The 20,277-nt window shown below is 65.2% G+C and carries 24 protein-coding genes; 12 read left to right on the forward strand and 12 right to left on the reverse strand.

Going from position 1 to position 20,277, the window contains the following annotated elements; all coding sequences use genetic code 11:
- Positions 1 to 12: 12 nt before the first annotated feature.
- On the reverse strand, positions 13 to 729 hold the full coding sequence (locus AC5RWO_RS07455) for a cation efflux transmembrane domain-containing protein (RefSeq protein WP_498730590.1): 717 nt from the start codon (positions 727 to 729) through the stop codon (positions 13 to 15).
- The gene (locus AC5RWO_RS07460; RefSeq protein WP_498730592.1) at positions 729 to 1,058 is read right to left on the reverse strand and encodes an ArsR/SmtB family transcription factor; all 330 of its coding nucleotides are present in this window, start codon (positions 1,056 to 1,058) and stop codon (positions 729 to 731) included. The genes AC5RWO_RS07455 and AC5RWO_RS07460 overlap by 1 nt, the downstream gene beginning before the upstream one ends.
- Positions 1,059 to 1,176: 118 nt before the next feature.
- Here AC5RWO_RS07460 and AC5RWO_RS07465 point away from each other — a divergent pair, with 118 nt between their 5' ends.
- Complete coding sequence (locus AC5RWO_RS07465) at positions 1,177 to 1,755, forward strand: hypothetical protein (RefSeq protein WP_498730594.1); 579 nt, start codon at positions 1,177 to 1,179, stop codon at positions 1,753 to 1,755.
- A gap of 139 nt (positions 1,756 to 1,894) precedes the next feature.
- Here the strand turns inward: AC5RWO_RS07465 and AC5RWO_RS07470 are convergent, their stop codons facing one another.
- Together AC5RWO_RS07470 and AC5RWO_RS07475 are read right to left on the reverse strand one after the other, a co-directional pair.
- The gene (locus AC5RWO_RS07470) at positions 1,895 to 2,470 is read right to left on the reverse strand and encodes a Dps family protein (RefSeq protein ID WP_498730596.1); all 576 of its coding nucleotides are present in this window, start codon (positions 2,468 to 2,470) and stop codon (positions 1,895 to 1,897) included.
- A 189-nt stretch (positions 2,471 to 2,659) separates the two neighbouring features.
- Entirely contained in the window at positions 2,660 to 3,961 is a 1,302-nt protein-coding gene (locus AC5RWO_RS07475; protein ID WP_498730598.1) for a cation:proton antiporter, read from the reverse strand.
- Positions 3,962 to 4,052: 91 nt separating this feature from the next.
- Between AC5RWO_RS07475 and AC5RWO_RS07480 the strand changes: the two genes are divergently transcribed.
- From AC5RWO_RS07480 to idi, 3 genes are read left to right on the forward strand one after another with little or no spacing between them, the layout of a single operon-like run.
- Positions 4,053 to 4,232, forward strand: coding sequence for a hypothetical protein (locus tag AC5RWO_RS07480; protein ID WP_498730600.1), 180 nt, complete (start codon positions 4,053 to 4,055; stop codon positions 4,230 to 4,232).
- Positions 4,233 to 4,246: 14 nt separating this feature from the next.
- A complete protein-coding gene (locus AC5RWO_RS07485; protein WP_498730601.1) occupies positions 4,247 to 5,755 on the forward strand; it encodes an SDR family oxidoreductase in 1,509 nt (502 codons plus the stop codon).
- A 26-nt stretch (positions 5,756 to 5,781) separates the two neighbouring features.
- Complete coding sequence (idi, locus tag AC5RWO_RS07490; protein ID WP_498730603.1) at positions 5,782 to 6,345, forward strand: isopentenyl-diphosphate Delta-isomerase; 564 nt, start codon at positions 5,782 to 5,784, stop codon at positions 6,343 to 6,345.
- Here idi and AC5RWO_RS07495 read toward each other — a convergent pair.
- A complete protein-coding gene (locus tag AC5RWO_RS07495; RefSeq protein ID WP_498730605.1) occupies positions 6,297 to 6,872 on the reverse strand; it encodes a MarR family winged helix-turn-helix transcriptional regulator in 576 nt (191 codons plus the stop codon). The two genes, idi and AC5RWO_RS07495, sit on opposite strands and share 49 nt — an antisense overlap.
- Before the next feature lie 67 nt (positions 6,873 to 6,939).
- On the opposite strand from AC5RWO_RS07495, the gene AC5RWO_RS07500 reads away from it, so the two are divergent.
- Positions 6,940 to 7,500 (forward strand): DUF6328 family protein, encoded by a 561-nt coding sequence (locus tag AC5RWO_RS07500; protein ID WP_498730607.1) that lies wholly within the window; start codon positions 6,940 to 6,942, stop codon positions 7,498 to 7,500.
- Between the two features lie 18 nt (positions 7,501 to 7,518).
- Here AC5RWO_RS07500 and AC5RWO_RS07505 read toward each other — a convergent pair whose 3' ends face one another.
- Positions 7,519 to 7,842, reverse strand: coding sequence for a hypothetical protein (locus AC5RWO_RS07505; RefSeq protein ID WP_498730608.1), 324 nt, complete (start codon positions 7,840 to 7,842; stop codon positions 7,519 to 7,521).
- 87 nt (positions 7,843 to 7,929) lie between these two features.
- Here AC5RWO_RS07505 and AC5RWO_RS07510 point away from each other — a divergent pair, with 87 nt between their 5' ends.
- On the forward strand, positions 7,930 to 8,232 hold the full coding sequence (locus tag AC5RWO_RS07510; protein WP_208575718.1) for a hypothetical protein: 303 nt from the start codon (positions 7,930 to 7,932) through the stop codon (positions 8,230 to 8,232).
- A gap of 137 nt (positions 8,233 to 8,369) precedes the next feature.
- Entirely contained in the window at positions 8,370 to 10,166 is a 1,797-nt protein-coding gene (locus tag AC5RWO_RS07515) for a DUF222 domain-containing protein (RefSeq protein ID WP_498730618.1), read from the forward strand.
- 16 nt (positions 10,167 to 10,182) lie between these two features.
- Here AC5RWO_RS07515 and AC5RWO_RS07520 read toward each other — a convergent pair whose 3' ends face one another.
- Complete coding sequence (locus AC5RWO_RS07520) at positions 10,183 to 11,586, reverse strand: sugar porter family MFS transporter (RefSeq protein WP_498730619.1); 1,404 nt, start codon at positions 11,584 to 11,586, stop codon at positions 10,183 to 10,185.
- A 164-nt stretch (positions 11,587 to 11,750) separates the two neighbouring features.
- Between AC5RWO_RS07520 and AC5RWO_RS07525 the strand changes: the two genes are divergently transcribed.
- Positions 11,751 to 12,326, forward strand: a complete 576-nt coding sequence (locus AC5RWO_RS07525) for a hemerythrin domain-containing protein (protein ID WP_498730620.1) — start codon at positions 11,751 to 11,753, stop codon at positions 12,324 to 12,326.
- A 12-nt stretch (positions 12,327 to 12,338) separates the two neighbouring features.
- Here AC5RWO_RS07525 and AC5RWO_RS07530 read toward each other — a convergent pair whose 3' ends face one another.
- The 3 genes from AC5RWO_RS07530 to AC5RWO_RS07540 form a co-directional block, all read right to left on the reverse strand.
- On the reverse strand, positions 12,339 to 13,028 hold the full coding sequence (locus tag AC5RWO_RS07530; RefSeq protein ID WP_498730621.1) for a DUF4386 domain-containing protein: 690 nt from the start codon (positions 13,026 to 13,028) through the stop codon (positions 12,339 to 12,341).
- Between the two features lie 231 nt (positions 13,029 to 13,259).
- A complete protein-coding gene (locus tag AC5RWO_RS07535) occupies positions 13,260 to 14,414 on the reverse strand; it encodes a fatty acid desaturase family protein (RefSeq protein WP_498730623.1) in 1,155 nt (384 codons plus the stop codon).
- Between the two features lie 11 nt (positions 14,415 to 14,425).
- Positions 14,426 to 15,508 carry a ferredoxin reductase gene (locus tag AC5RWO_RS07540; protein WP_498730625.1) on the reverse strand — a complete coding sequence of 361 codons (1,083 nt, stop codon included), beginning with the start codon at positions 15,506 to 15,508 and terminating at the stop codon, positions 14,426 to 14,428.
- A gap of 155 nt (positions 15,509 to 15,663) precedes the next feature.
- Here AC5RWO_RS07540 and AC5RWO_RS07545 point away from each other — a divergent pair, with 155 nt between their 5' ends.
- From AC5RWO_RS07545 to AC5RWO_RS07555, 3 genes are all read left to right on the forward strand, one after another.
- Positions 15,664 to 17,004 carry an alpha-amylase family glycosyl hydrolase gene (locus AC5RWO_RS07545; protein WP_498730627.1) on the forward strand — a complete coding sequence of 447 codons (1,341 nt, stop codon included), beginning with the start codon at positions 15,664 to 15,666 and terminating at the stop codon, positions 17,002 to 17,004.
- Between the two features lie 200 nt (positions 17,005 to 17,204).
- Positions 17,205 to 17,912 (forward strand): GAF and ANTAR domain-containing protein, encoded by a 708-nt coding sequence (locus tag AC5RWO_RS07550; protein ID WP_498730628.1) that lies wholly within the window; start codon positions 17,205 to 17,207, stop codon positions 17,910 to 17,912.
- Between the two features lie 74 nt (positions 17,913 to 17,986).
- A complete protein-coding gene (locus AC5RWO_RS07555; protein ID WP_498730629.1) occupies positions 17,987 to 19,060 on the forward strand; it encodes an alkene reductase in 1,074 nt (357 codons plus the stop codon).
- Positions 19,061 to 19,067: 7 nt separating this feature from the next.
- On the opposite strand, the gene AC5RWO_RS07560 is transcribed toward AC5RWO_RS07555, so the two are convergent.
- Positions 19,068 to 19,457, reverse strand: coding sequence for a DsrE family protein (locus tag AC5RWO_RS07560; protein WP_498730630.1), 390 nt, complete (start codon positions 19,455 to 19,457; stop codon positions 19,068 to 19,070).
- Between the two features lie 129 nt (positions 19,458 to 19,586).
- Between AC5RWO_RS07560 and AC5RWO_RS07565 the strand changes: the two genes are divergently transcribed.
- A complete protein-coding gene (locus AC5RWO_RS07565) occupies positions 19,587 to 19,769 on the forward strand; it encodes a hypothetical protein (protein WP_498730632.1) in 183 nt (60 codons plus the stop codon).
- Positions 19,770 to 19,786: 17 nt separating this feature from the next.
- Here the strand turns inward: AC5RWO_RS07565 and AC5RWO_RS07570 are convergent, their stop codons facing one another.
- The gene (locus tag AC5RWO_RS07570; protein ID WP_498730633.1) at positions 19,787 to 20,272 is read right to left on the reverse strand and encodes a hypothetical protein; all 486 of its coding nucleotides are present in this window, start codon (positions 20,270 to 20,272) and stop codon (positions 19,787 to 19,789) included.
- Positions 20,273 to 20,277: the final 5 nt, after the last annotated feature.

A 20,277-nucleotide genomic window follows, 5' to 3' on the forward strand; every position in this document is an offset into this window, starting at 1 on the left:
CTCGGGTTGAGTCTAGTCGTGACTGCAGCAGGCAGGCGGGGTTGTTGTCGGCGCCTGGCTCGCGGCATCGCCGTCCACATCGAAGTGGAATCCCGGGGCGCAGCACGCGTCACCTTTCCACGCCTCCAGCCCTTCTTTCAGAGCGATTGCGGCGATGACCAAGGCGGCCACCGGATCAGCCCAGGACCAGCCAAACAAACTATTCAGCAGGAGACCCACCAGCAGCACACCGGACAGGTAGGAGCAAAGCAGGGTCTGTTTGGAATCGGCCACGGCAGAACGCGAGCCCAGTTCCCGGCCGGCGCGGCGCTGCGCCCAGGACAGCAACGGCATGATCACCAGGCTGACGGCGGCCAGTACGATGCCCACGCTCGAATGGTCAGGTTCGCGTGCGCCCAACAGGGACCGGAGCGCGTCGACCGTGACAAAGGCGGCCAGCGCGAAGAACGAGAACGCGATGAAACGCAGGGCCTTCTTCTCCCGCGCTTCCGGGTCGCGGCCGGCGAACTGCCACGCTACGGCGGCGGCCGAGGAAACTTCGATGACGGAATCCAGGCCGAAGCCGATCAGGGCGCTGGATGAGGCTGCGGTGCCGGCAGCGAGCGCCACCACTGCTTCGATCACGTTGTAGGTGATGGTGGCAGCGACGAAGAACCGGATTCGCCGGGACAGCACCCGCCGTCGTTCGTTGGAAGCCACCAACCGGGGATCTGCCTTGAAGGCGGGCATCAGCAGCACCCCTCCGCTTCGCTAATCCTGCAGCAGGCCGGGTCGACAGCCAGCACCACACCCAGCAGGTCGGTCAGAGCATGGCCCAGTTTCGGATCGGCTAGTTCGTAGCGTGCGCGACGGCCTTCGGGAACGGAGACCACCAGTCCGCAACCGCGCAGGCACGCCAAGTGGTTCGACAGGCTCTGCCGGCTGACGCCGATCAATTCCGCCAGATCGCTCGGATAGGTTGGGGCATCCCGCAGCGCCAGCAGTATCCGTGCGCGCGTCGGGTCCGACAGCGCGTAACCGAACCGGGAGAGCACCGAAGAATGAACGATGGTTTCCATACCGCAATAGTACATCGATCAGTGTATTGAACCGTTTGGGGGTCTTGTGCGTCTCTCAATCTGGAGGTGTTGTTGCTCAGTCTCAGGGGGCTCGGAAACGTCACCCTGGAGGATTGCCATGGGCACTTTTGCAACCGCAAACCGCCGGCTGAGCAAGCCGGCGACGGAGAGCGACATTAGGAAGTTGGTGGCTGCGCTGGTCCTTGCCGGCGTTGTCGCTTGGGCATTGTCGGTCTACCTTTCATCCATCGTGCGGACCGAGGGCGCGGTCTTCACCATCGCCCTGGTGCTGCACATCCTGTTCCTGGTGGTGGCTTTCGGCGCCATCATCCTGGTGGACTGGCACGGTTTCCTCTGGCTGCTAGGCCGGCGGGAACTGAGCGAAACCATCCGGCTGGACGGGGCAGCCGGGACCTTGATCTGGGGCGGACTCGCCGGCCTGCTCGCCACAGGCGTGTTCCTGAACCCGGTGCTGACCGAACCATTGACGCAGGTGAAACTTGCCGCGGTGCTGATCGCGACGCTCAACGGGATCATGCTGATTCCGCTGATGAAGCGGCTGGTCAGGATGCCGCCGAGCACCACCTTCGCGAAGCTGCCGCTGGGCCAGCGGTTCCACATGGTCTCCTGCGCGCTGATCTCGCAGACGGCCTGGTGGACGGCGATCATCGTCGGCTTCATCAACGCCGAAGGATAGGGGCAGCGGCCGAAGGCCAGACAGGGCGGGCTCACGCAGAAGCCCGGCGGCCCTCCGGAATATCCAGAGGGCCGCCGGGCAGGGTTCCTGCGTTCAGCGCCCTGCGGTCAAAGTTCCGACCGACAGACGGTTCGCACAGTTACTTGGACTTGGAACCCTTGCTCTTCGCCGCTGCGTCCTTCTCGGTCTTGGCACCCTCGGTGGAGAGTTCGCCGCCGGCGTTCTCCAGGTGCGCGCGCATGAACCACTGGAACAGTTCAAGCTCCGCCGTCTGGCCGATCAGCATGTCCTCCGTGATGGGATCGAGCTCGCCGACCTCCTCGATGGCCTTGCGGTGGTCCTCCACCACGCCGTTATAGACGACGTTCAGCGCGGCCAGATGCTCGGCGGTTCCGGCGCGGTTGATGGAGTAGTCGTCCCAGCTGCGGGCCTTGACCATGGCGCCGGGCAGGCCGTTGGGCGAAACGCCCAAGGTTGCCATGCGCTCGGCGACCGCGTCGACCATGGCGCGGACCTGTTCGATCTGCGGGTCCAGCATTTCGTGGACGCCGATGAAATCGCGGCCCACCACATTCCAGTGTGCGTGCTTGAGGGTCAACTGCAGGTCATTCAGGGCGTGCAGCCGCATCTGCAGCGTTTCGCCCACCTTGTAGCCATCCTCGAGCGAGAGTCCCGGTACCGTAAAGCCTGCCTTCGATCGGTCCTTTGCAGCCATCAAAAACCTCCTTACTCGGTGCGCCGCGTATCGGCACGCCACTTCCTCCAACCTAGCCACACCAGCGCTGGCCGTCCACGGAATACCGCTGACTTAGCTCAGCGCGAAATTCAGCATGCTTAGTATCTCCGCTGCCAAGGCTGCCAAGGTGGGATCGCAGCGCGAGCTGCCGGCCGCCGTCGTTGTTTGTCACACCGTGGTGTTGGGGGCCTGGTTCTCGTCACCGAATCGCCGAAGGGCTTCCTTTTTGCGCAGGGCATCCAGCCGGTTCATCAGGGGAGCCGTGGTGGCTCCGTGCAGGACGATGGACATCGCCACCACGAGCCCGACAACGGCCCAGAGCTCGCGCGCCTCGGCGTCGAATTCCCCATGGCTGAGGGCATACCCCAGATAAAAGAGGGAGCCGATCCCGCGGATGCCGAAGTAGGCGATGGCGAGGCGTTCGCGCGGTCCTGTCTTGCCGCGCATCAGGCCAAGCCACCCCGCCAGCGGCCGGACCAGGAGCAGGAACACCAACGCCACCAGCACTTCGGTCCAGCCGATTCCTGCCAGCAGGCCGCGGGCAATGGCGCCACCGAGGAGCACCAGGATAACCACGGTCATAAGCCGTTCGAGTTGCTCCACATAGCTGTGCAGCACCTTGTGGTACCCGTGGGTGTGCTCGGCAGAGCGGATCGTGACGGCACAGACGAATACTGCGATGAAGCCGTAGCCCTCCACCATCTCGGCCACGCCGTAGGCCAGGAAAGTGGCGGCCAGCGCCACGAAGCCCTCGGAATGCTCGGACAGCCGCAGACTCTTGTACCGTGCCGCGAAGAAAATCCGACTCAGAAGTTTGCCCGTGCCGAAACCGAGCAGCACGCCGACGCCGATCCGCCACAGTACGTCAACGGCGAACCATTGCGGGAACCAGGCCTCCGGAGCCGTCCCGACCAGACTCATCACGATAGCCAGATAGACAAAGGGGAAGGCCAGCCCGTCATTGAGGCCTGCTTCCGAGGTCAGGCTGAAGCGGACCTCGTCCTCATTGGCGTCGGTTTCGGCGTCCGCAGGCTCCCCCACCTGCACCTCGGAGGCCAGCACCGGATCGGTGGGCGCGAGCGCCGCCGCAATGAGGATGGCTCCGGCCAGCCCGAGGCCCAGCAACCAGAGTCCCAGCAGCGTCATAACCAGGATGCACAGCGGCATGACGATCCCCAGCATGCGCCAGGTAGTGGACCATTCGCGCCAGCGGAACGGCCGGTCCAGGGCGAGGCCGGCGCCCATGAGCGAGATGATGACGCAAATTTCGGTCAGATGCGTGGTGAATTCTCCGTACTTGACCGGATCCGGGTCCGGCAGGTTCTGGAGCAAGGTGAAAGCAAGGATTCCGGCACCGAGGAAGACCATCGGCATGGAGAGCGGCATATTGCGCAGGAGTTTGGGCAGGATCGCCGCGGCAAAGACCGCGAGGCCTGCCTCGAAGAACAGGATGCTGGGGGCTTCGAACACTGATGGGCTTCTTTCTGCCTCGCCCGGCTAACTGTCCGGAACTAGTCAGCAAGCTTAGCGCCTGGCCTGGCCGCTCAGCCATACTGGTGGAATGACTCAATCAATTGCCCAGCTTCGGTCCCGTCAGGAAGAGTTGGTGCGCCAACTCACTGTCGAAACTTCCAGTCAGCGGCTCGCGGAGCTGAGCGAGGAACTGGAATCCGTCTCCCGCCGCATCCAGGACATGGAAGCCGACAAGGACCTGGACGCCCCTAAAGGCGTGGACGACTGAAGGAGACGCTCCGTATGAAACAACGCGTGCTGGTCACCGGCGCCACTGGTTACATCGGCGGGCGGCTGGTCCCGCGGCTGCTCGACGCCGGGTACACGGTCCGCGTGCTGGTGCGCTCCCCGCCGAAGCTCAAGGCCGTCCCATGGCATGACCAGGTGGAGACCGTCGAAGGTGATCTCGGGGATGCGGCAACCGTGGCGCGGGCATGCGACGGCGTGGAGACCTTTTTCTACCTGGTCCACTCGATGGGCTCCGGCGAGGGCTTCGAGCGCAAGGAACTCGAGATGGCGCGGACGGTGGCGGACGCGGCTGCCCGCGCCAAGGTCGGGCGGATTGTCTATCTGGGCGGACTGCACCCCGAGGGCGTGGAACTCTCGCGGCACATGCGCTCGCGCACCGCCGTCGGACGGGTGCTGCTGGAAGGTGACGTGCCCGCGGTGGTGTTGCAGGCCGGCGTCGTTATCGGCTCCGGCTCCGCATCCTTCGAGATGATCCGCCACCTCACGGAAAACCTGCCCGTCATGCCCGCGCCGAGCTGGGTCCGGCGGAAAATCGAGCCGATCGCCATCCGCGACGTGCTGCATTACCTTGTCCACGCGCCGCAACTGCCGGCAGGGCTGAACCGCACCTTCGACATCGGTTCAGGCGAGGTGCTGACCTATGCGGGCATCATGTACGGCTACGCGCACCAGGCGGGGCTGGCGCGGCGGCGCGTCTACTCGCTGCCCATCCCGGCGCCGAAGCTGGCCGGCTGGTGGGTGGCGCTGACCACGCCGATCCCGCACTCGATGGCCGTGCCGCTGGTGGAATCCCTGCAGCACGACGCAGTGGCCGCCGAGCACGACATCGACAACTTCATTCCAACGCCCGACGGCGGACTGACCGGTTACCTCTCGGCGGTTCAGTTGGCGCTGGGCAAGATGGCCAGCGGCGAGGTGGAGACCAGCTGGACCAACGCCTCGCAGGCCCCGCCGTCGGATCCGCTGCCCAGCGATCCCGAGTGGGCCGGGCAGACGGTTTTCGTGGACGAGCGCACGCGCAGCACCGATGTGGCGCCGGAGCACGTGTGGCGGGTGATCGAAGGCATCGGCGGGGCCAACGGTTGGTACTCCTGGCCGGCTGCCTGGGCGATCCGCGGCGTCTTGGACAAGCTGGTGGGTGGCGCCGGGCACAACCGCGGGCGGCGGCATGCCGACCGGCTGAGCGTGGGCGACGCAGTGGACTGGTGGCGGGTGGAAGCCATCGAAGACTCCCCCACGGGCAAGGTGCTGCGGCTCCGCGCCGAGATGCGGGTGCCGGGCGAGGCCTGGCTGGAACTTTCCGCGCTGGCAGAGCGGTCGGATCACGGCGCCGGCGCCGGAACCACCTACCGCCAGCGCGCCATCTATTTCCCGCGCGGCCTGTCCGGCAAGCTTTACTGGTGGCTGGTGCTTCCGTTCCACGGGCTGATCTTCCCGTCCATGGCACGCAACATCATCCAGCGGGCGGCGGCATATCAGAGCGGCACGCCCATCTCTGGATGACTGGGAAAGATGGGAAGATGGCCCGTATGAACAATCTTCCGTCCCGCGAGTCCACTGTGGAACAGGTTGTCCTGGTTGACGACGACGGCGCCGCCATCGGCGTGGCCGACAAGTCCGAAGTGCACACGGCTGCCACCCCGCTGCATCTCGCCTTCTCCTGCCACCTCTTTAACCCGGACGGCCAGATCCTGGTCACCCGGCGGGCCTTGACCAAGCTGACCTGGCCGGGTGTCTGGACCAACTCCTTCTGCGGCCATCCGGCGCCGGGCGAGACCACGGAAGAAGCGGTGATCCGGCGCGCACCCCAGGAACTCGGCGTCGCCGTCACCGGGCTGAAGCCGGTCCTGCCCGACTTCCGCTATCGGGCGCTGGACGCTTCCGGCGTGGTGGAGAACGAAATCTGCCCGGTCTACACAGCCCTGCTGGAAACCGATCCGCAGCCGACGCCGGACGAGGTGTGCGAGTGGCGGTGGACGGATCCGGCCGCCTTGGTCCGCGCGGTGGACGCCGCGCCGTGGGCCTTCAGCCCCTGGCTGGTGCTTCAGCTGCCGTTGCTGGCCGCGGCCGAGCCCGAGCTGCTGCGCTCCTGACCCACGGCTTTCTCCCGCGCCCGGACCAGACCGTCGCGCAGCTCCCCCATGAAAGTGGACAGCAGCTCGATCTCCTCGGGTGAATGCCGCGAGACCACCTGGATCAGTTCTTCAACCATCGGCGAGAAGATTTCAGCCCCCGTGGTCCGGGCGCTGTCGGTGATTTCCAGCTGCACCTGTCTGCGGTCGGTTCCGCTGCGTTCGCGGACCATATGCCCCACCTTGCCCAGCCGGTCCACGAGCGCCGTAGTCGCCGCCGAACTGAGCGACAGCTGCGTGCTGAGCATGCCGGGCGTGACCGTGCGGCCCTCACGCTGCGCCTCGAGCACCGCCGACAACGCCATCAGATCCGTCCGGTGCATGCCGTAGCGCCGCCCCATCGCGTCGATGTAGCGGTCCGTCTCCATGGTGAAGCTCTGCAGCAGCATCATCAGTTCCCGCCCCGGGTAGTCGGCGCCGGGCGGCACCTGCCCGGCCTCAGCCCGGGCAACAGGCGTGGACGAACCCTCGGAATCAGAACTTGGCATAACGCCAATGGTAATCCTCGCTGGAACTTAGCCTCCCGCCGTCGTACTTTGGCGGTAAGTTTGAGAGATGGCTACGGACGATCAGGTGTACGAAGATTCGGTGGGCCGTCGCGAGACGTTCGAGGAGAAACTCGACCGCAACTGGAACGATCTACTGCAGGAACTGCGCGTCATGCAGACCGGCGCGCAGATCATCACCGCTTTCCTCATGACCCTGCCGTTCCAGGCCCGGTTCGAGGACCTGGCGCCGTACCAGGTTGGCCTGTACGTCGCGCTGCTGACGTTTACCGGCCTGCTGACCTGCCTGATCCTCACGCCCGTGGCCATCCACCGCAAGCTTTTCGGCCTGCATGTGAAGGATTCCACCGTGGCGCACGGGCACCGCATCGTGAAAATGGCCGTGCTCGGGATCGGACTCATGGCCACCGGCTGCGTCGCCTTCATTCTCGATGTCGTGGCCGGCGACCAGGTGGCGATTTACGTGGGCGGCGGCGTTCTGCTGGTCATGCTCGCGCTGCTGTGGGTGATCCCGGCCTTGCTCAAACGCGCGGTGAACCCCGACGAGCCGAAGCACCAGTACGGCGACAAGAACAACGACGCCGGCATGAACAGCGACGCCATCGAGTAACCTTTGCGTTCGGGCCGGTTAGCGCTGCTCCCCGTCGGCCTCGGTGTCCCGCTCCCTGTCCGGCTCCAGCACCGCCGCGGTTTCCCGCTCCCTGTCCGGCTCCAGCACCGCCGCGGTTTCCCGCTCCCTGTCCGGCTCCATGATCAGGACTATCGCGTCGTGCGGCACGGCTACCGTTTCGGGGATGCCGTCCAGGTGGATATCCACGACGTCCCTGGTCTGACGGATGATGAAGCCGGACAGCGTGCCGGCGTGGACGTCATGGTTGAAGCCGACGATACTCACGGCGCGGCCGAGGTCGGCGAGCCTCAGGTCTGCGGCCAGGCGTCTGACGGTTCCCATATCGGGTCCTTTGGAAAGTTTCCGTTAGATAGGGGCAGTCTATGCTCCAGATAGGCTAGAGGACATCGCCCCAGACAAGGAGATTTCATGAGTTCCCTGCTAACCCCGCTGGTCACGAGCGCCGGATTGATCGGCGGCTTCCAGACCGCCCGCGCCACCAAGAACCGTCCGCTCGGCGGCGCCGTGCTCGCCGCCGCAGGTGCGGCTGCCTTCGCGATGTGGAAGCGCGACGCCGGCACCGGCACTGCCGCTGCTTTGACCGGCGTATATCTGGCTGCGTTTGGCGCCTCCCACCCGCTGGCGAAGAAGATGGGCGCCTGGCCTGCCGTCTACACGGTCACCGCCGGTACTGCGGTAGCCTCGCTGGTGTTCGGCCGCCGCCGGGCCTGACCGAGACCAGATCAGCGGCCCGGCCCGGCCGCCTTCGAACGCGGCCGGCCCCGCGCTTCCCTCCTACACAAGCCACTACTCCTCCACATTGCCCCTTTTTCCGTGCTATTCGAAGACGTGTTCTATAGCGTGGAGGTATGGCAATCGCACCGTTCGAAGCGCATCAGGAGCCCGTGGGCTTCCTCGCTTCGGTGCAGGCTGCCCTTCAGGATTTTTCGGCCGCGTTCCAGCAGGACTGCCTCCTGCAGTCTCCCAAGGAGCTGGCCGCCACCGTTGCCGGTATTGAAGAGATCTCCAAATCGGTCGAACAGCTGCAGGTCATGGGGGCCCACGCCGTCGACCAGCAGAACATCGCCCAGATCGGTGAAACGGACCAGCGCATTCCCTGGGCGGACCCGGTGCAGGGACTCGGCGCGGACGGAAAACCGAAAAAGCCCGAACACAAGGACGCCGCCGAATACCTTCGCCAGAAACTCAAGATCAGCCGCGGTGAAGCCAAACGCAGGCTCCGCGTAGGTTCCAGCACCATGCCTTCGACCCTGATGACCGGAGAACAGGCGCCGCCGAAGCTCGAGCGTCTCGGCGCCGCACTGACCTCGTCAAAGATCAGCGGCCAGGCCGCAACCCTCATCCGCGACGCGATGGAACGCGTCCGCCCGCTGGCCTCCGCCACAAACCTGGCCGCCATGGAAAACCAACTGACCCAGCAGGCCTCCGAATCAGACATCGACGGCCTGCGCGAAATCATCAAACGCTGGGAAGCAATACTCGACCCGGACGGACTCGAGCCCACTGATGAACTCCTGCGCGCCAAACAGGGCGTGTTCCTCCGCGGCAAGCGGCAGGGCCTCCACCGGCTGGAAATCGCCGCCACGTCGGAACAATACGAATACCTCGTTACCGTCATGAACACAGCAACCAACCCGCGCATCAAGACCACCTTCGCTTCGGAAAACGGCACACCAGCAGACCGCACACCGGCCGGCGCCGCGCAAGCTCTCGCCGCCCCTGACACGGCCGGGGAACCGCCGGAACAGGAATGGCAAGGACCGACACGTCCGCAAAAACTCCTGCAAGGCCTCGTCGGTGCCTGCAAAATCGCCCTCTCCACGGACAAGCTCCCCTCCAGCGGCGGCCACCGCCCCCAGATCATGATCACCATCGACTACCAGGACCTGGAAAACCAGATCGGCGCCTCCGCCGACGCGGTATTCGGCGGACTGATCAGCCCCAAAACCGTCCGCAAAATCGCCTGCGACGCCGACCTCATCCCCCTCGTCCTCGGCGGCAAAGGCGAAATCCTCGACATCGGACGCGCCCAAAGACTGTTCACCCCCGCCCAACGCCGCGCCCTCGTGGCCCGCGACAAAGGCTGCGCCTTCCCCGACTGCACCATGCCCGCACCCTGGACCGAAGCGCACCACATCAAGTTCTGGGAAAAGCACAAAGGCCCAACATCAGTCCACAACGGTTGCCTTTTGTGCAGCTACCACCACCACCTGCTGCACGATGAAAACTGGAAGATCGAAGTCCGGGACGGGATCCCCTGGTTCATCCCGCCCCGTTACATTGACCCCGATCAAAAACCCCGGCGCAACCGATACCGATTCGCCGGCACACCCCTGCCCGGCGCCCGGGCCCAGGCCCCGCTTGTCGAGAACGGGACCGCAGCGAAACCTGCACCTCAGCCGGCCGAACTCTCACTGATACCAAGGTCCGGTCCCCCGGGCCAACAGGTAGAGACCCTGTTGCCGCTGAAGGAGCCTGAAACCGCCATGGCCAAGGGTCAACCTAAACCACCCAAAAGGCGTATCGCGTCAGATGTGCCGCAGGAGTCCACGCTTTCCAAGCAGCCGCTGATTGGAGAGGGAAAGGATAATTGGAACCGGCCGTTTGATGAATGGCCGCTGCAGCCAAACGAGCCACCGTGGTGACCATACATGGGCCAAGCTACATAGCCTCGAGTTCCTTGCCTTTGGTTTCAGGCACGAACTTCCAGACGAATACCAGGGACAACAGCGCGAAGAACGCATACAGTCCGTACGCCAGGGTCAGGTCGATATCTGCGAGGAACGGGAAGCTTGTGGTGATCGCGAAGTTGGCCAGCCACTGTGCGGCCGCGGCAACGGAGAGCGCCACGGCACGGATCCTGTTCGGGAACATTTCCCCCAGCAAGACCCAGACCACCGGACCCCAGGTGGCGCCGAAAGAGACCACAAACAGGTTGGCCGCGATCAGCGCCACCACGCCCCACGGCTGCGGCAACGTGACGTCTTCGCCGGTCCCGACGGCCTGGCTGAAACACAGGGCCATCACGCCAAGCGAGAGCAACATGCCGATCGAGCCGGCCACCAGCAGCGGCTTGCGCCCCACCTTGTCCACCAGCATGATGGCCACCACGGTCACCATGATGTTGGTCACCGAGGTAATGACAGTAATGCTAAAGGAGTCGGACTCGTTGAAGCCCACGGACCTCCACAGGCTCGTGGAGTAGTAGAAGATCACATTGATGCCAACGAACTGCTGGAAGACAGACAGGAAGATGCCGACCCACACGATCGGCAGCAGCCAGCCCTTGCCGCCTATCAGGTCTTTGAGTCCCTGCCGTTCCTCACTGTGGATCGTTTCGCGGATGGCCTGGATCTTGTCCTGCACCGCCTGCTTGCCGTTAAGACCGACGACGTCGCGCAGCACCTTGGCGGCGCCAACCAGTTCGTCTTTAGCCACCAAATACCGAGGCGACTCGGGTACCTGCAGGGCCAGCAGCCCGTACAGCACAGCGGGTACGGTTTCGGCCAGGAACATCCAGCGCCAGGCCTCCAGCCCGAACCACATCGGCTCCCCTGCCCCGCCAGCCACTGCGGCCAGGAACGCATCCGTCAGCAATGCCACAAAAATACCGAGCACGATGGCCAACTGCTGCAGCGAACCGAGGCGACCGCGGCTGTGAGCGGGCGAGACCTCTGCAATATAGGCCGGGGCAAGAACCGAGGCCATGCCGACGCCGATGCCGCCGATGAAGCGCCAGATGATCAGGTCGGTCACGCCGAAGGCGAGGCCGGAACCGACGGCCGAGATCGTAAAGAGGACGGAAGCCACCAGCATCGCCCGGACCCGGCCCTGGCGATCAGCCAGCGGGCCCGAGAGCCAGGCACCGATCATTGCGCCGAGCAGTGCGCAGGAGACAGTAAAACCGAGCAGTACACTGCCCAGTCCGAACTGCTGCTGCACCGCGTCGACGGCGCCGTTGATCACGGCGCTATCGAAGCCGAACAGGAAGCCGCCGAGCGCCGCAACGATGGCGACCATGACGACTTTGAGCGGAGTCTTTTCGTGGACCAGGGGCTTCTGCATGGAACTCAGCCTACTGCTCAGTAAACTTATCCTCGCCCGTGGGAACCTGGCTTCGCAGGCGAACACCCATATCGGGCCGGGGCATAGATCTTGCTGTTGGGCGGTGGTACGTTGGCGGTTCCTGCCAAACGTACGGGAGCACCGGCCCAAAGGAGGGACGTCTCATGACCGAGTCCAGTAGTGGTGGAACAAGCACGGATGTCGTAGATATCCTCACGACCGACCATCAGGAGATGGTCGCGCTGATCGGACGGATCGAGAGCACAGCCGATCCCAGCCAGCGCCGGGATCTGGCCGACACCGTGATCGCAGAGGTGATGCGTCACGCCGTCGCCGAAGAGATGTTCGTCTACCCGGCGGTAGAAGAACACGTGCCGAACGGCGCCAAAGAGGTCGAGCACGACAAGAAAGAGCACGACGAGATAGTCCACCTGATGAAGCAGGTTGAAGACGTCGACGCCGCTGACCCGGAATTCATGGAACTCATCCGCGAGCTGGAGGCGAAGTTGCGTCACCACGCGAAGGACGAAGAGTCCGAGCAATTCCCCCAGCTACGCGCCCACATCCCAGCCGAGAAACTCGTCGAACTGGGCGAAAAGGTGCAGAACGCCAAGAAACTGGCACCGACCCGACCGCATCCGCATGCGCCGCACTCCGAGCTGTTCCACAAGACTGTCGGCCCCGGCGTGGGCATGGTCGACCGGCTCCGGGACAAGCTCACTGGGCGGCACACCGGCTGATTGCGGTCGTGCTTATTGCGGGATAGGAGCCGGCGGCGTCGTTCGTTTGAGCAGAAGGACGGCGCCGAGGGCGGCAACCCACAGTCCCCACGTTGAGCTCCCGATCAGCCCTGCGAGATCCCAGACAGGGAAACCGGGCACGGCGGTGGCCAGGATGTCGCCCTGGTTGAGCAGATAAAGGACACTCGTGACAAGGCCTGCGGCGCCGAGCCAGCGCGGCAGGACGCGGCTGCGCAGGATCACCGCGCTGAGTGCGACAGTCCAGGCGATGACCAGCAGCTGGCCCAGATGCTCGCCCAACAGCGCCCCGCCGAACTGGTGCTGGGCAGTCCAGGCGGCGTCCACCGCGGTCCTGGCAGCGGCGTCGCCCCCGACGTAGGCTTCGGCCAGCTGCGGCACGACGAAGACCCAGCGCAGAAATCCGATCAGTGACAGCACCACGGATGTGGCGCCAAAATAGGTTGCCGCTTGCATCACCGGGTCCTCGCGCCGGCCCAGGGCGGAAGGCAGCAGCAGGATCGGAACGGCAAGAATGCCGTACGTCCAGGCGGTCGCAAACCAGGTCCAGACCAGCCCTTGGCCTCCGGCGGAGAAGGCAGGCAGTACTACGGCGGCCGGCTCGCGCAGGATATCCGGCCATTCGAACGTCGCCGATAGGACTGTGGCCGCCCCGGCGAATGTCAGGGCGCTGATGATGAACAACCCTCCGGTCGCCCGTCGGATGCCTCCGCCGGGTGGCCTGCCCAACTCCGTGCCTGGCCCCCTGCCGGTGGATTCCATGACGCGCCACACTTCCCCAGCGCAACCCATTGCTGCAGGTTTATACGCTGCGGCTTTTCTAGCGCTGCACAAACACTGTTCCCGCTTAGAAGGAAAGTCAAGAAGTGGAGAGGAATGTCAGGAAAACGCGGAGCCGATGTCAGGAAACTTATGTCAGGAAGCCGGCGCAGCCTTGTCCGGGAGCGCGTACTTGAAGACCTTCGCCCAGGAGGATCCGACCTGCTTGAACAGGGGGCCGGAGTTGTAGGGCAATCCGTAGCGGCGGCAGATGTCCCGTACTTTGGGTGCCACTTCGATGTAGCGGTTGGAGGGCAGATCGGGGAACAGGTGATGTTCGATCTGGTGGGACAGGTTTCCGGTCATCAGGTGCATGAATTTGGAACCGGAGATGTTCGCCGATCCGATCATCTGGCGCACGTACCAGTCACCGCGGGTTTCGCCGTCGACCATTTCCTCGGTAAAGGTATCCGCCCCGTCGGGAAAGTGGCCGCAGAAGATGACCGCATGTGCCCAGACGTTGCGGACGGCGTTGGCGGCCAGGGTTCCCCAGAGCGCCTGCTTGCCGGAGCCGGTGACCATGGCCACGATCGGCGTTGCGGCGTAGTCCTTGGTGAACTGGCGAAGGGCCTTGCGGCCCATGGCCTTGAGGTCCCTCACGAGAGCGGCCTTGGACTTCGTGCCTTCCTGGTAATCCACCAGTTCCAGGTCGTAGATGGCGATCCCCCATTCGAACACGGGCGCCAGGATCGCGTTCCACAGCGGGTTGCCCAGGTTGAAGGGCCGCCACGGCTGGTCCGGCGACATGCGCAGCAGGTTGTATCCGACGTCCTTGTCCTTGCCGATAACGTTGGTCCAGCGGTGGTGCAGGTCGTTGTGGGTGTGCTGCCAGGAACGCGCCGGGGTCACAAAGTCCCACTCCCAAGTAGTGGAGTGGATGTCCGGATCGCGCATCCAGTCCCACTGGCCGTGGAGCACGTTGTGGCCGATCTCCATGTTCTCCAGGATCTTCGCGAAGCTCAGGAGGGTGGTGCCGGTGACCCACGCGGCCTTGTTGCGCCCGGCCAGGAGTGCTGCGCGGCCGGCGATCTCGAGTCCGCGCTGGACCTTGATCACCCGCCGGATGTAGGCGGCATCCGAGGCACCGCGCTCGGCGATGACTTCGTCGCGGATGGCGTCCAGCTCGCGGCCGAGTTCGGCAACCTGCTCATCGGAGAGATGGGCGGCCGCGGGCGGGCGGACCAGTGGATGCCCTGATGCGGCGAGCGCACCGGTTCTGCGGGCTGTGGCCGTAGTGGAGACGCTTTCCATAATTTTCCTCCTTAGAGATCCAGGTTGACGGGTCCGGCGGCTGCCGTAATGCATGTCTGGATGAGTTGGCCTGGTTCGCCGAGGACTTCGCCGGTCCGCAGGTCGCGGACTTGCCCGGCGCGTAGTGGTGCGAGGCAGCTTTGGCAGATCCCCATCCGGCAGCCACTGGGCATCAGGATACCGGCCTCTTCGCCGACGTCGAGCAGCGGGGTGTTTCCGTCCGCCTCGATTTCACGATCGGACGCCTCGAAGGTGACCAGACCGCCGTCGTGCCCTTCGCCGCCGGCAAGGCCGGTACTGAAGCGTTCAATGGTCAGGGCGCCGGTAACCGCAGGAACGCCGGTTTTGGACACTGCCGCTTCGCGTGCCCAGAGCGCTTCGGCCTCATCGAGGAAGCCTTCGGGGCCGCAGGCGTAGGCGGCCCGTTCCCGCCAGTCCGGGCAGAGCCGGTCCAGCTCCGCGGGCGAGCTGAAATCGAACCGGCCGTGTTCCCCGGTGAACCAGTGCAGAACGTGCAGGCGCGGGAACTGGTCGGCCAGCTCATGCAGTTCCTCACCGAAGATGCTGTCCTCCGGGGTCCGGACGGAGTGGATGAGCACCACGTCTGCGTCCGGGCGGGCCGGCACGAGCGTGCGGATCATGGACATAACCGGAGTGATGCCGCTGCCGGCGGTGAGCATCAGCAGCGGCCGGGGCTGTTCCGGCAGGACAAAGTCACCCTGCGGCGCGGCCAGGAACAGCACGTCGCCGGGTTTGACCTTGCGCACCAAGGCACCGGAGACCGCCCCGATGTCGGTCACGGTGATGGCCGGGTCCTCGCCGGCGGCAGTGCTCAGCGAATAGGAACGCCAGTGGCGCACGCCGTCCAGTTCGACGCCGATGCGCGCCCATTGGCCAGCCTGGTGGGCTTGCCAGCCGGGGCCGGGGCGGAAATAAATGGTGGCTGACCCGGCTGTCTCCGGTACGACCCGGGTCACTACGCCGCGCATTTGGCGGGCCGAGAATACCGGGTTGAACAGGGACAGAATATCTTCGGGCGCCAACGGGGTAGTCAGAACGGACGCGGCTTGCGCCAGCTGCCGGAGCCGGATCATGCCGTCGCCCTTATGACGGATTGAGCCATAATTCTCCTCGCGGGACCTACGATCGTACTCCTGAAACTACCGTGTGGGAACAACTTTTGGGAGTCTTTGTGTCCAATTGCTGACACAATACCGGCAGTAGCAGCGTTCAGCGGAAAGGGGCATTCATGGCCGGGCCGGCTTGGGTCGAAAACGTCATATGGTGGCAGGTCTACCCGTTGGGATTCGTCGGGGCGGAACGGGACGCTCCTGCGACCGGCAGTCCGGTTCAGCACCGGCTGCCGCGGCTGACCGCGTGGCTGGACTATGTGGTGGAACTGGGCGCTTCCGGAATTGCGCTTGGACCCGTCTTTGCCGCCGAAACCCATGGTTACGACACTACCGACTACTTCCGCATCGATCCGCGCCTCGGCGACGAAGCCGACTTCGAGGACCTCATTGCCGCGGCCCATGCACGCGGGCTGCGGGTCCTGCTGGACGGCGTGTTCAACCATGTGGGTCGCAGCTTTGACAGGTTCCAGGAGGTCCTGCGGGAGGGGCCGGACGCGCCGTCGTCGTCCTGGTTCAAGCTCTCCTGGTCCGAGGGGCAATGGAGTCCGGGCACCGAACCGGACTACGAGGACTTCGAGGGGCACCACCATCTGGTTGCCCTGAACCACGCGGAGCCGCAGGTGCGCGATTTCGTTGTCGAGGTGATGAAGTACTGGCTGGCCCGCGGCGCGGATGGCTGGCGACTGGATGCGGCGTACGCGGTTCCGCCGTCGTTCTGGGCACCGGTGCTGGACGCGGTCCGCGCCGACTATCCGGACGTGTACATCGTCGGCGAGTTCATCCACGGGGACTACGCCGCCGCGGTGGCGGAGGGAGGGCTCGACTCGCTGACCCAGTACGAGCTGTGGAAGGCCATCTGGAGTTCGCTCAACGACGTCAACCTTTACGAACTGTCCGCCGCGCTGGACCGGCACAACGGCTTCCTCAAGTCCTTCGCGCCCGTGACCTTCGTGGGCAACCATGACGTCACCCGCCTGGCCAGCCGGCTGGACAACACCGCGCTGCTGCCCCACGCCGTCGTTATTTTCCTGACGCTGGGAGGCACGCCTTCCATCTACGCCGGCGACGAGCAGGCGTTCCGCGGCGTGAAGGAGGACCGCGCCGGCGGGGACGACGCCGTCCGCCCGGCTTTCCCGGACAGTCCGGCGGAGCTCAGCAGCCTGGGTGCGGACATTTACCGGTTGCACCAGGAGCTGATCGGCGTCCGGCGTCGTCATCCCTGGCTCCATCGCGCGCGCACCCGGGTTCTGGCCCTGGCCAACGCACACCTTGTGTATGAAGCGGCGGCCGACGGGCGCTCCCTGACGGTGGCGCTAAACCTCGCCGACAGTCACGTGAGCATCGATGCGTCTGGTAGCCGCGCGGTTCTGGCCAGCGGCGGCGACGTTCAGGTGCGCGGCGAAGGGCTGGAGCTGGGCTCCTTCGCCTGGGCTGTGCTCACCAGCGAGGACGGTTGATCGCATGTGTCTGGCATTACTCCCGCCACGGGGCAGTATGCCGCCGGAAGCGTTGCCGTTGGCCTATACTTTTTCGGTACGGTTCAGCAGCGGGCCGCTTTGGATTGCTCTTCGACGGGCTGGACGTGCCCGCGCAGTGCATGAGTGAAACGGCGCCAACGTTCTTGAGCACTGAGTCCACCGCTAAAGCGGATACCCATTTGAGCCAGCACCTTCAGGAGCTGGTTCTCAACAGCACCGACGTCGGGGAATTCCTCGACGGGCTGGCGAACCTGTCCTCCTCCAGCCTCTCCACCCCGGGCGACGAGGTCCTCACCGGCATCACCCTGCTCAGGCACAAGAGGTCCGCCACCGTGGCCAGCAGCAGCGAAGACGCGCAGGCCATGGACGAGATCCAGTACGCGTTCGGCGACGGCCCCTGCATGACCGCCTCGCGTGAGCAGGTCAACGTCCTCGTCCCCGATCTGCAGACGGAAGAGCGGTGGCCGCAATATACGACGGCGGTGCTCCAGCTTGGTGTGCGATCCATCCTTGCCGTTCCGTTCCATCTTCAGGAAGACACCAAGGCCGCCCTCAACCTCTACTCCCACCGGCCCGGACGCTTCGACGAGAAGTCCGTTGAGCTGGTCGAGCAGTTCGTGCGGCAGACGTCGCTGGGCCTGATGCTGGCGGTCCGCTTCGCCTACCTCGCCGAAACCGCAGACAATCTAAAGGCCGCGCTGGTCTCCCGGACGGACATCGACGTCGCCGTGGGCATCATCATGGCCCAGAACCGGTGCAGCCAGGAGTCCGCTGTCGAGATCCTGAAGACCGCATCCAGCACCCGGAACATCAAGCTGCGCGAGGTCGCGGCGGGAATCGTAACCTCGTTGGACCAGGGGCCGGCGAAGACCTTCTACGAGGATTAGCCGGCCGGGTCGGAATAACTTTTCGGCCCGCTCGGTTGCCTCCTGCGGAAGCATTACTGAGAAGAAGGACTTTTGTGAGCCTGTTTACCCCGCTGTCCGTCGGCGCCCTTGACCTCTCCAACCGCCTCATCATGGCGCCGCTGACCCGCATGCGCTCCGGCGTGGACGGCGTTCCGGGCCCGCTGGTTGTCGAGCACTACCGGCAGCGCGCTTCGCTGGGCCTGATCGTCACCGAGGGTGCTTACCCCAGCTACGCGGGACAGGGCTTCCAGCGCCAGCCGGGCCTGGTCACACCGGAACAGATCGACGGCTGGCGGGCGGTCGCGGACGCTGTCCACCACGACGGCGGACGGATCGTCGCCCAGGTCATGCACGCCGGCCGCGTCACGCACGAGGCCACCACCGGCGGCCACGAAGTTGTTGCGCCCAGCGCCATTGCCATCGACGGCGAGACCCGCACCTATGACGGCAAAAAGCCGTTCCCGGTTCCCCGCGCCCTGGACACCGATGAGTTGCCGGGCATCATCGACGAGTTCGTGCTGGCGTCGCGGAATGCCGTGGAAGCGGATCTGGACGGAGTGGAACTGCACTCGGCCAACGGCTACCTGCTGCATGAGTTCCTTGCCCCGAGCTCGAACCAGCGCACCGATCAGTACGGCGGATCGCCGGAGAACCGCGCACGGTTTGTCATCGAGGTTGCCGCAGCCGTTGCCGCCGAGATCGGTGCGGACCGGGTGGGCATCCGCATCTCCCCCGAACACAATGTCCAGGGTGCCCTGGAGCTGGACGCCGAAGAGACCCGGGCAACTTATGCCGCGCTGATGGACGGCCTTGCCCCGCTGGGCCTGGCCTACTTGAGCATCCTGCACAAGGAACCGGCCGGCTCACTGGTCCAGGAACTGCGCGCGCGCTTCGGCGGTCCGGTGCTGCTCAACAACGGCTTCGGCGTCATCACCACCCGCGAAGAAGCACTGGCCATCCTCGACGACGGCCTGGCCGACGGCGTTGTGGTGGGCCGCCCGGCCATCGCGAATCCGGATCTTGTCCGCCGCTGGCAGGAAAACCTCCCGCTGAACGATCCGGACTCGAAGACTTTCTACACCGACGGCGCCCCCGGCTACACCGACTACCCGTACCTGGCGAACTAGGCTGCTCCTAGAGCCGGACGTAGGCCCAGCCTGCCCATTGCCTGCCAGCCAGGTGGGCGATGGCGGCCGGAACTGTGGCGACGCCGGGCAGCAGCTGGTCGGACGGCACGGCCGCTGAACGCAGGCTGTTTGCGCACGCCAGAACGCGGATTTGCCGCTCCAGCGTGGCGGTGATTTCGGCTGCGAACCCGGATCCGCCAGAGAGCAGGGCCACCCCGGGGCCCTGGATGACTACTTCGATGGCGGTCCCCGCCGGCAGCGCGTCTGCCGCGTTGGTTGCGCTACGCAGCACCCCCGGGAGCCAGTCCTGGGCGCCCTGCCCTGCCCCGTGAACCAGCAGCCCCACTGCCTTGGGCTCGGCACGGGCATCTTGCATAGGGCTGTCCACTGTGGGCATGGTTCCTCCTCGTTCCGTTCTGAGCCGGCGCGATGCGCGGGCGGGAAAAGCCTTCCCTGTGCATGGTAGCGTGGCCATCGAAATGTATAGACATTCACGACGGCGAACCTCACAGCGGCCGGCCCGGGTGTGGCCTACGCCGAGCTCGACTGCGTAGCGGCCAGGATCGATACAGACTCCGGCGCCATTCTAGACACCGGCGACTTTGTCCTCCCGGTGTCCATGCTGCCCGATGGAACGGCCCTGTTCCCGACGAAGGAACGGACTGTCCATGCCATCGCCGTCCCCGAAAAGCAGGGCGTCACGGGATAGGTTCCGACGCCGGAGGTTCAGCGGCCGGGGAGTTCCGCCGTCGTTGTTTTCTGCGGCGCCGCGCAGCGGTCTTCGGACGTTGCGCGCCGGTAGAACGCCCAGCCCAGCAGTCCGATCGACACCACTGCCAGCAGCGGCTGGACCGGCTCGAAATACTGCATGGCGCCGGAGGTGCCCAGGGCCAGGAGCACCAATTTGTTGCAGACCGGGCGGCCGACGGCGAAGAACGAGACGATGGCGCCCGTGAGGCCGAACCGCTGCCCGCGCTCCGGTGGCGCCTCCGGCAGTCGTGCCACGTAGGTCGCGGCCACCAAACCGGCCAGCGCGGCCGTGAGGGCCAGGACCGGGAAGGACCACCAGGTCGGCGGAACCTCCCGGACGAAAAACGGCGTGTCGATCAGATCGGTCGGGACGGCCACCACTACATACGTGGCGGCGGCGGCGGCGAGCGCGGCCAGCCAGCGCCGGCGCGGCCACAGCACAAGCGCGGCCTTCAGTGCCACGAGGC

This window comes from Arthrobacter sp. B055-34 (assembly GCF_059090425.1).

What these genes read in the sequence shown, in the direction of transcription:
- AC5RWO_RS07455 (WP_498730590.1), bottom strand. Translation starts at nt 729, where the DNA reads ATGCCCGCCTTCAAGGCAGATCCCCGGTTGGTGGCTTCCAACGAACGA.
- AC5RWO_RS07460 (WP_498730592.1), bottom strand. Translation starts at nt 1,058, where the DNA reads ATGGAAACCATCGTTCATTCTTCGGTGCTCTCCCGGTTCGGTTACGCG.
- AC5RWO_RS07465 (WP_498730594.1), top strand. Translation starts at nt 1,177, where the DNA reads ATGGGCACTTTTGCAACCGCAAACCGCCGGCTGAGCAAGCCGGCGACG.
- AC5RWO_RS07470 (WP_498730596.1), bottom strand. Translation starts at nt 2,470, where the DNA reads ATGGCTGCAAAGGACCGATCGAAGGCAGGCTTTACGGTACCGGGACTC.
- AC5RWO_RS07480 (WP_498730600.1), top strand. Translation starts at nt 4,053, where the DNA reads ATGACTCAATCAATTGCCCAGCTTCGGTCCCGTCAGGAAGAGTTGGTG.
- AC5RWO_RS07485 (WP_498730601.1), top strand. Translation starts at nt 4,247, where the DNA reads ATGAAACAACGCGTGCTGGTCACCGGCGCCACTGGTTACATCGGCGGG.
- idi (WP_498730603.1), top strand. Translation starts at nt 5,782, where the DNA reads ATGAACAATCTTCCGTCCCGCGAGTCCACTGTGGAACAGGTTGTCCTG.
- AC5RWO_RS07495 (WP_498730605.1), bottom strand. Translation starts at nt 6,872, where the DNA reads ATGCCAAGTTCTGATTCCGAGGGTTCGTCCACGCCTGTTGCCCGGGCT.
- AC5RWO_RS07500 (WP_498730607.1), top strand. Translation starts at nt 6,940, where the DNA reads ATGGCTACGGACGATCAGGTGTACGAAGATTCGGTGGGCCGTCGCGAG.
- AC5RWO_RS07505 (WP_498730608.1), bottom strand. Translation starts at nt 7,842, where the DNA reads ATGGGAACCGTCAGACGCCTGGCCGCAGACCTGAGGCTCGCCGACCTC.
- AC5RWO_RS07510 (WP_208575718.1), top strand. Translation starts at nt 7,930, where the DNA reads ATGAGTTCCCTGCTAACCCCGCTGGTCACGAGCGCCGGATTGATCGGC.
- AC5RWO_RS07515 (WP_498730618.1), top strand. Translation starts at nt 8,370, where the DNA reads ATGGCAATCGCACCGTTCGAAGCGCATCAGGAGCCCGTGGGCTTCCTC.
- AC5RWO_RS07520 (WP_498730619.1), bottom strand. Translation starts at nt 11,586, where the DNA reads ATGCAGAAGCCCCTGGTCCACGAAAAGACTCCGCTCAAAGTCGTCATG.
- AC5RWO_RS07525 (WP_498730620.1), top strand. Translation starts at nt 11,751, where the DNA reads ATGACCGAGTCCAGTAGTGGTGGAACAAGCACGGATGTCGTAGATATC.
- AC5RWO_RS07535 (WP_498730623.1), bottom strand. Translation starts at nt 14,414, where the DNA reads ATGGAAAGCGTCTCCACTACGGCCACAGCCCGCAGAACCGGTGCGCTC.
- AC5RWO_RS07540 (WP_498730625.1), bottom strand. Translation starts at nt 15,508, where the DNA reads ATGATCCGGCTCCGGCAGCTGGCGCAAGCCGCGTCCGTTCTGACTACC.
- AC5RWO_RS07545 (WP_498730627.1), top strand. Translation starts at nt 15,664, where the DNA reads ATGGCCGGGCCGGCTTGGGTCGAAAACGTCATATGGTGGCAGGTCTAC.
- AC5RWO_RS07560 (WP_498730630.1), bottom strand. Translation starts at nt 19,457, where the DNA reads ATGCCCACAGTGGACAGCCCTATGCAAGATGCCCGTGCCGAGCCCAAG.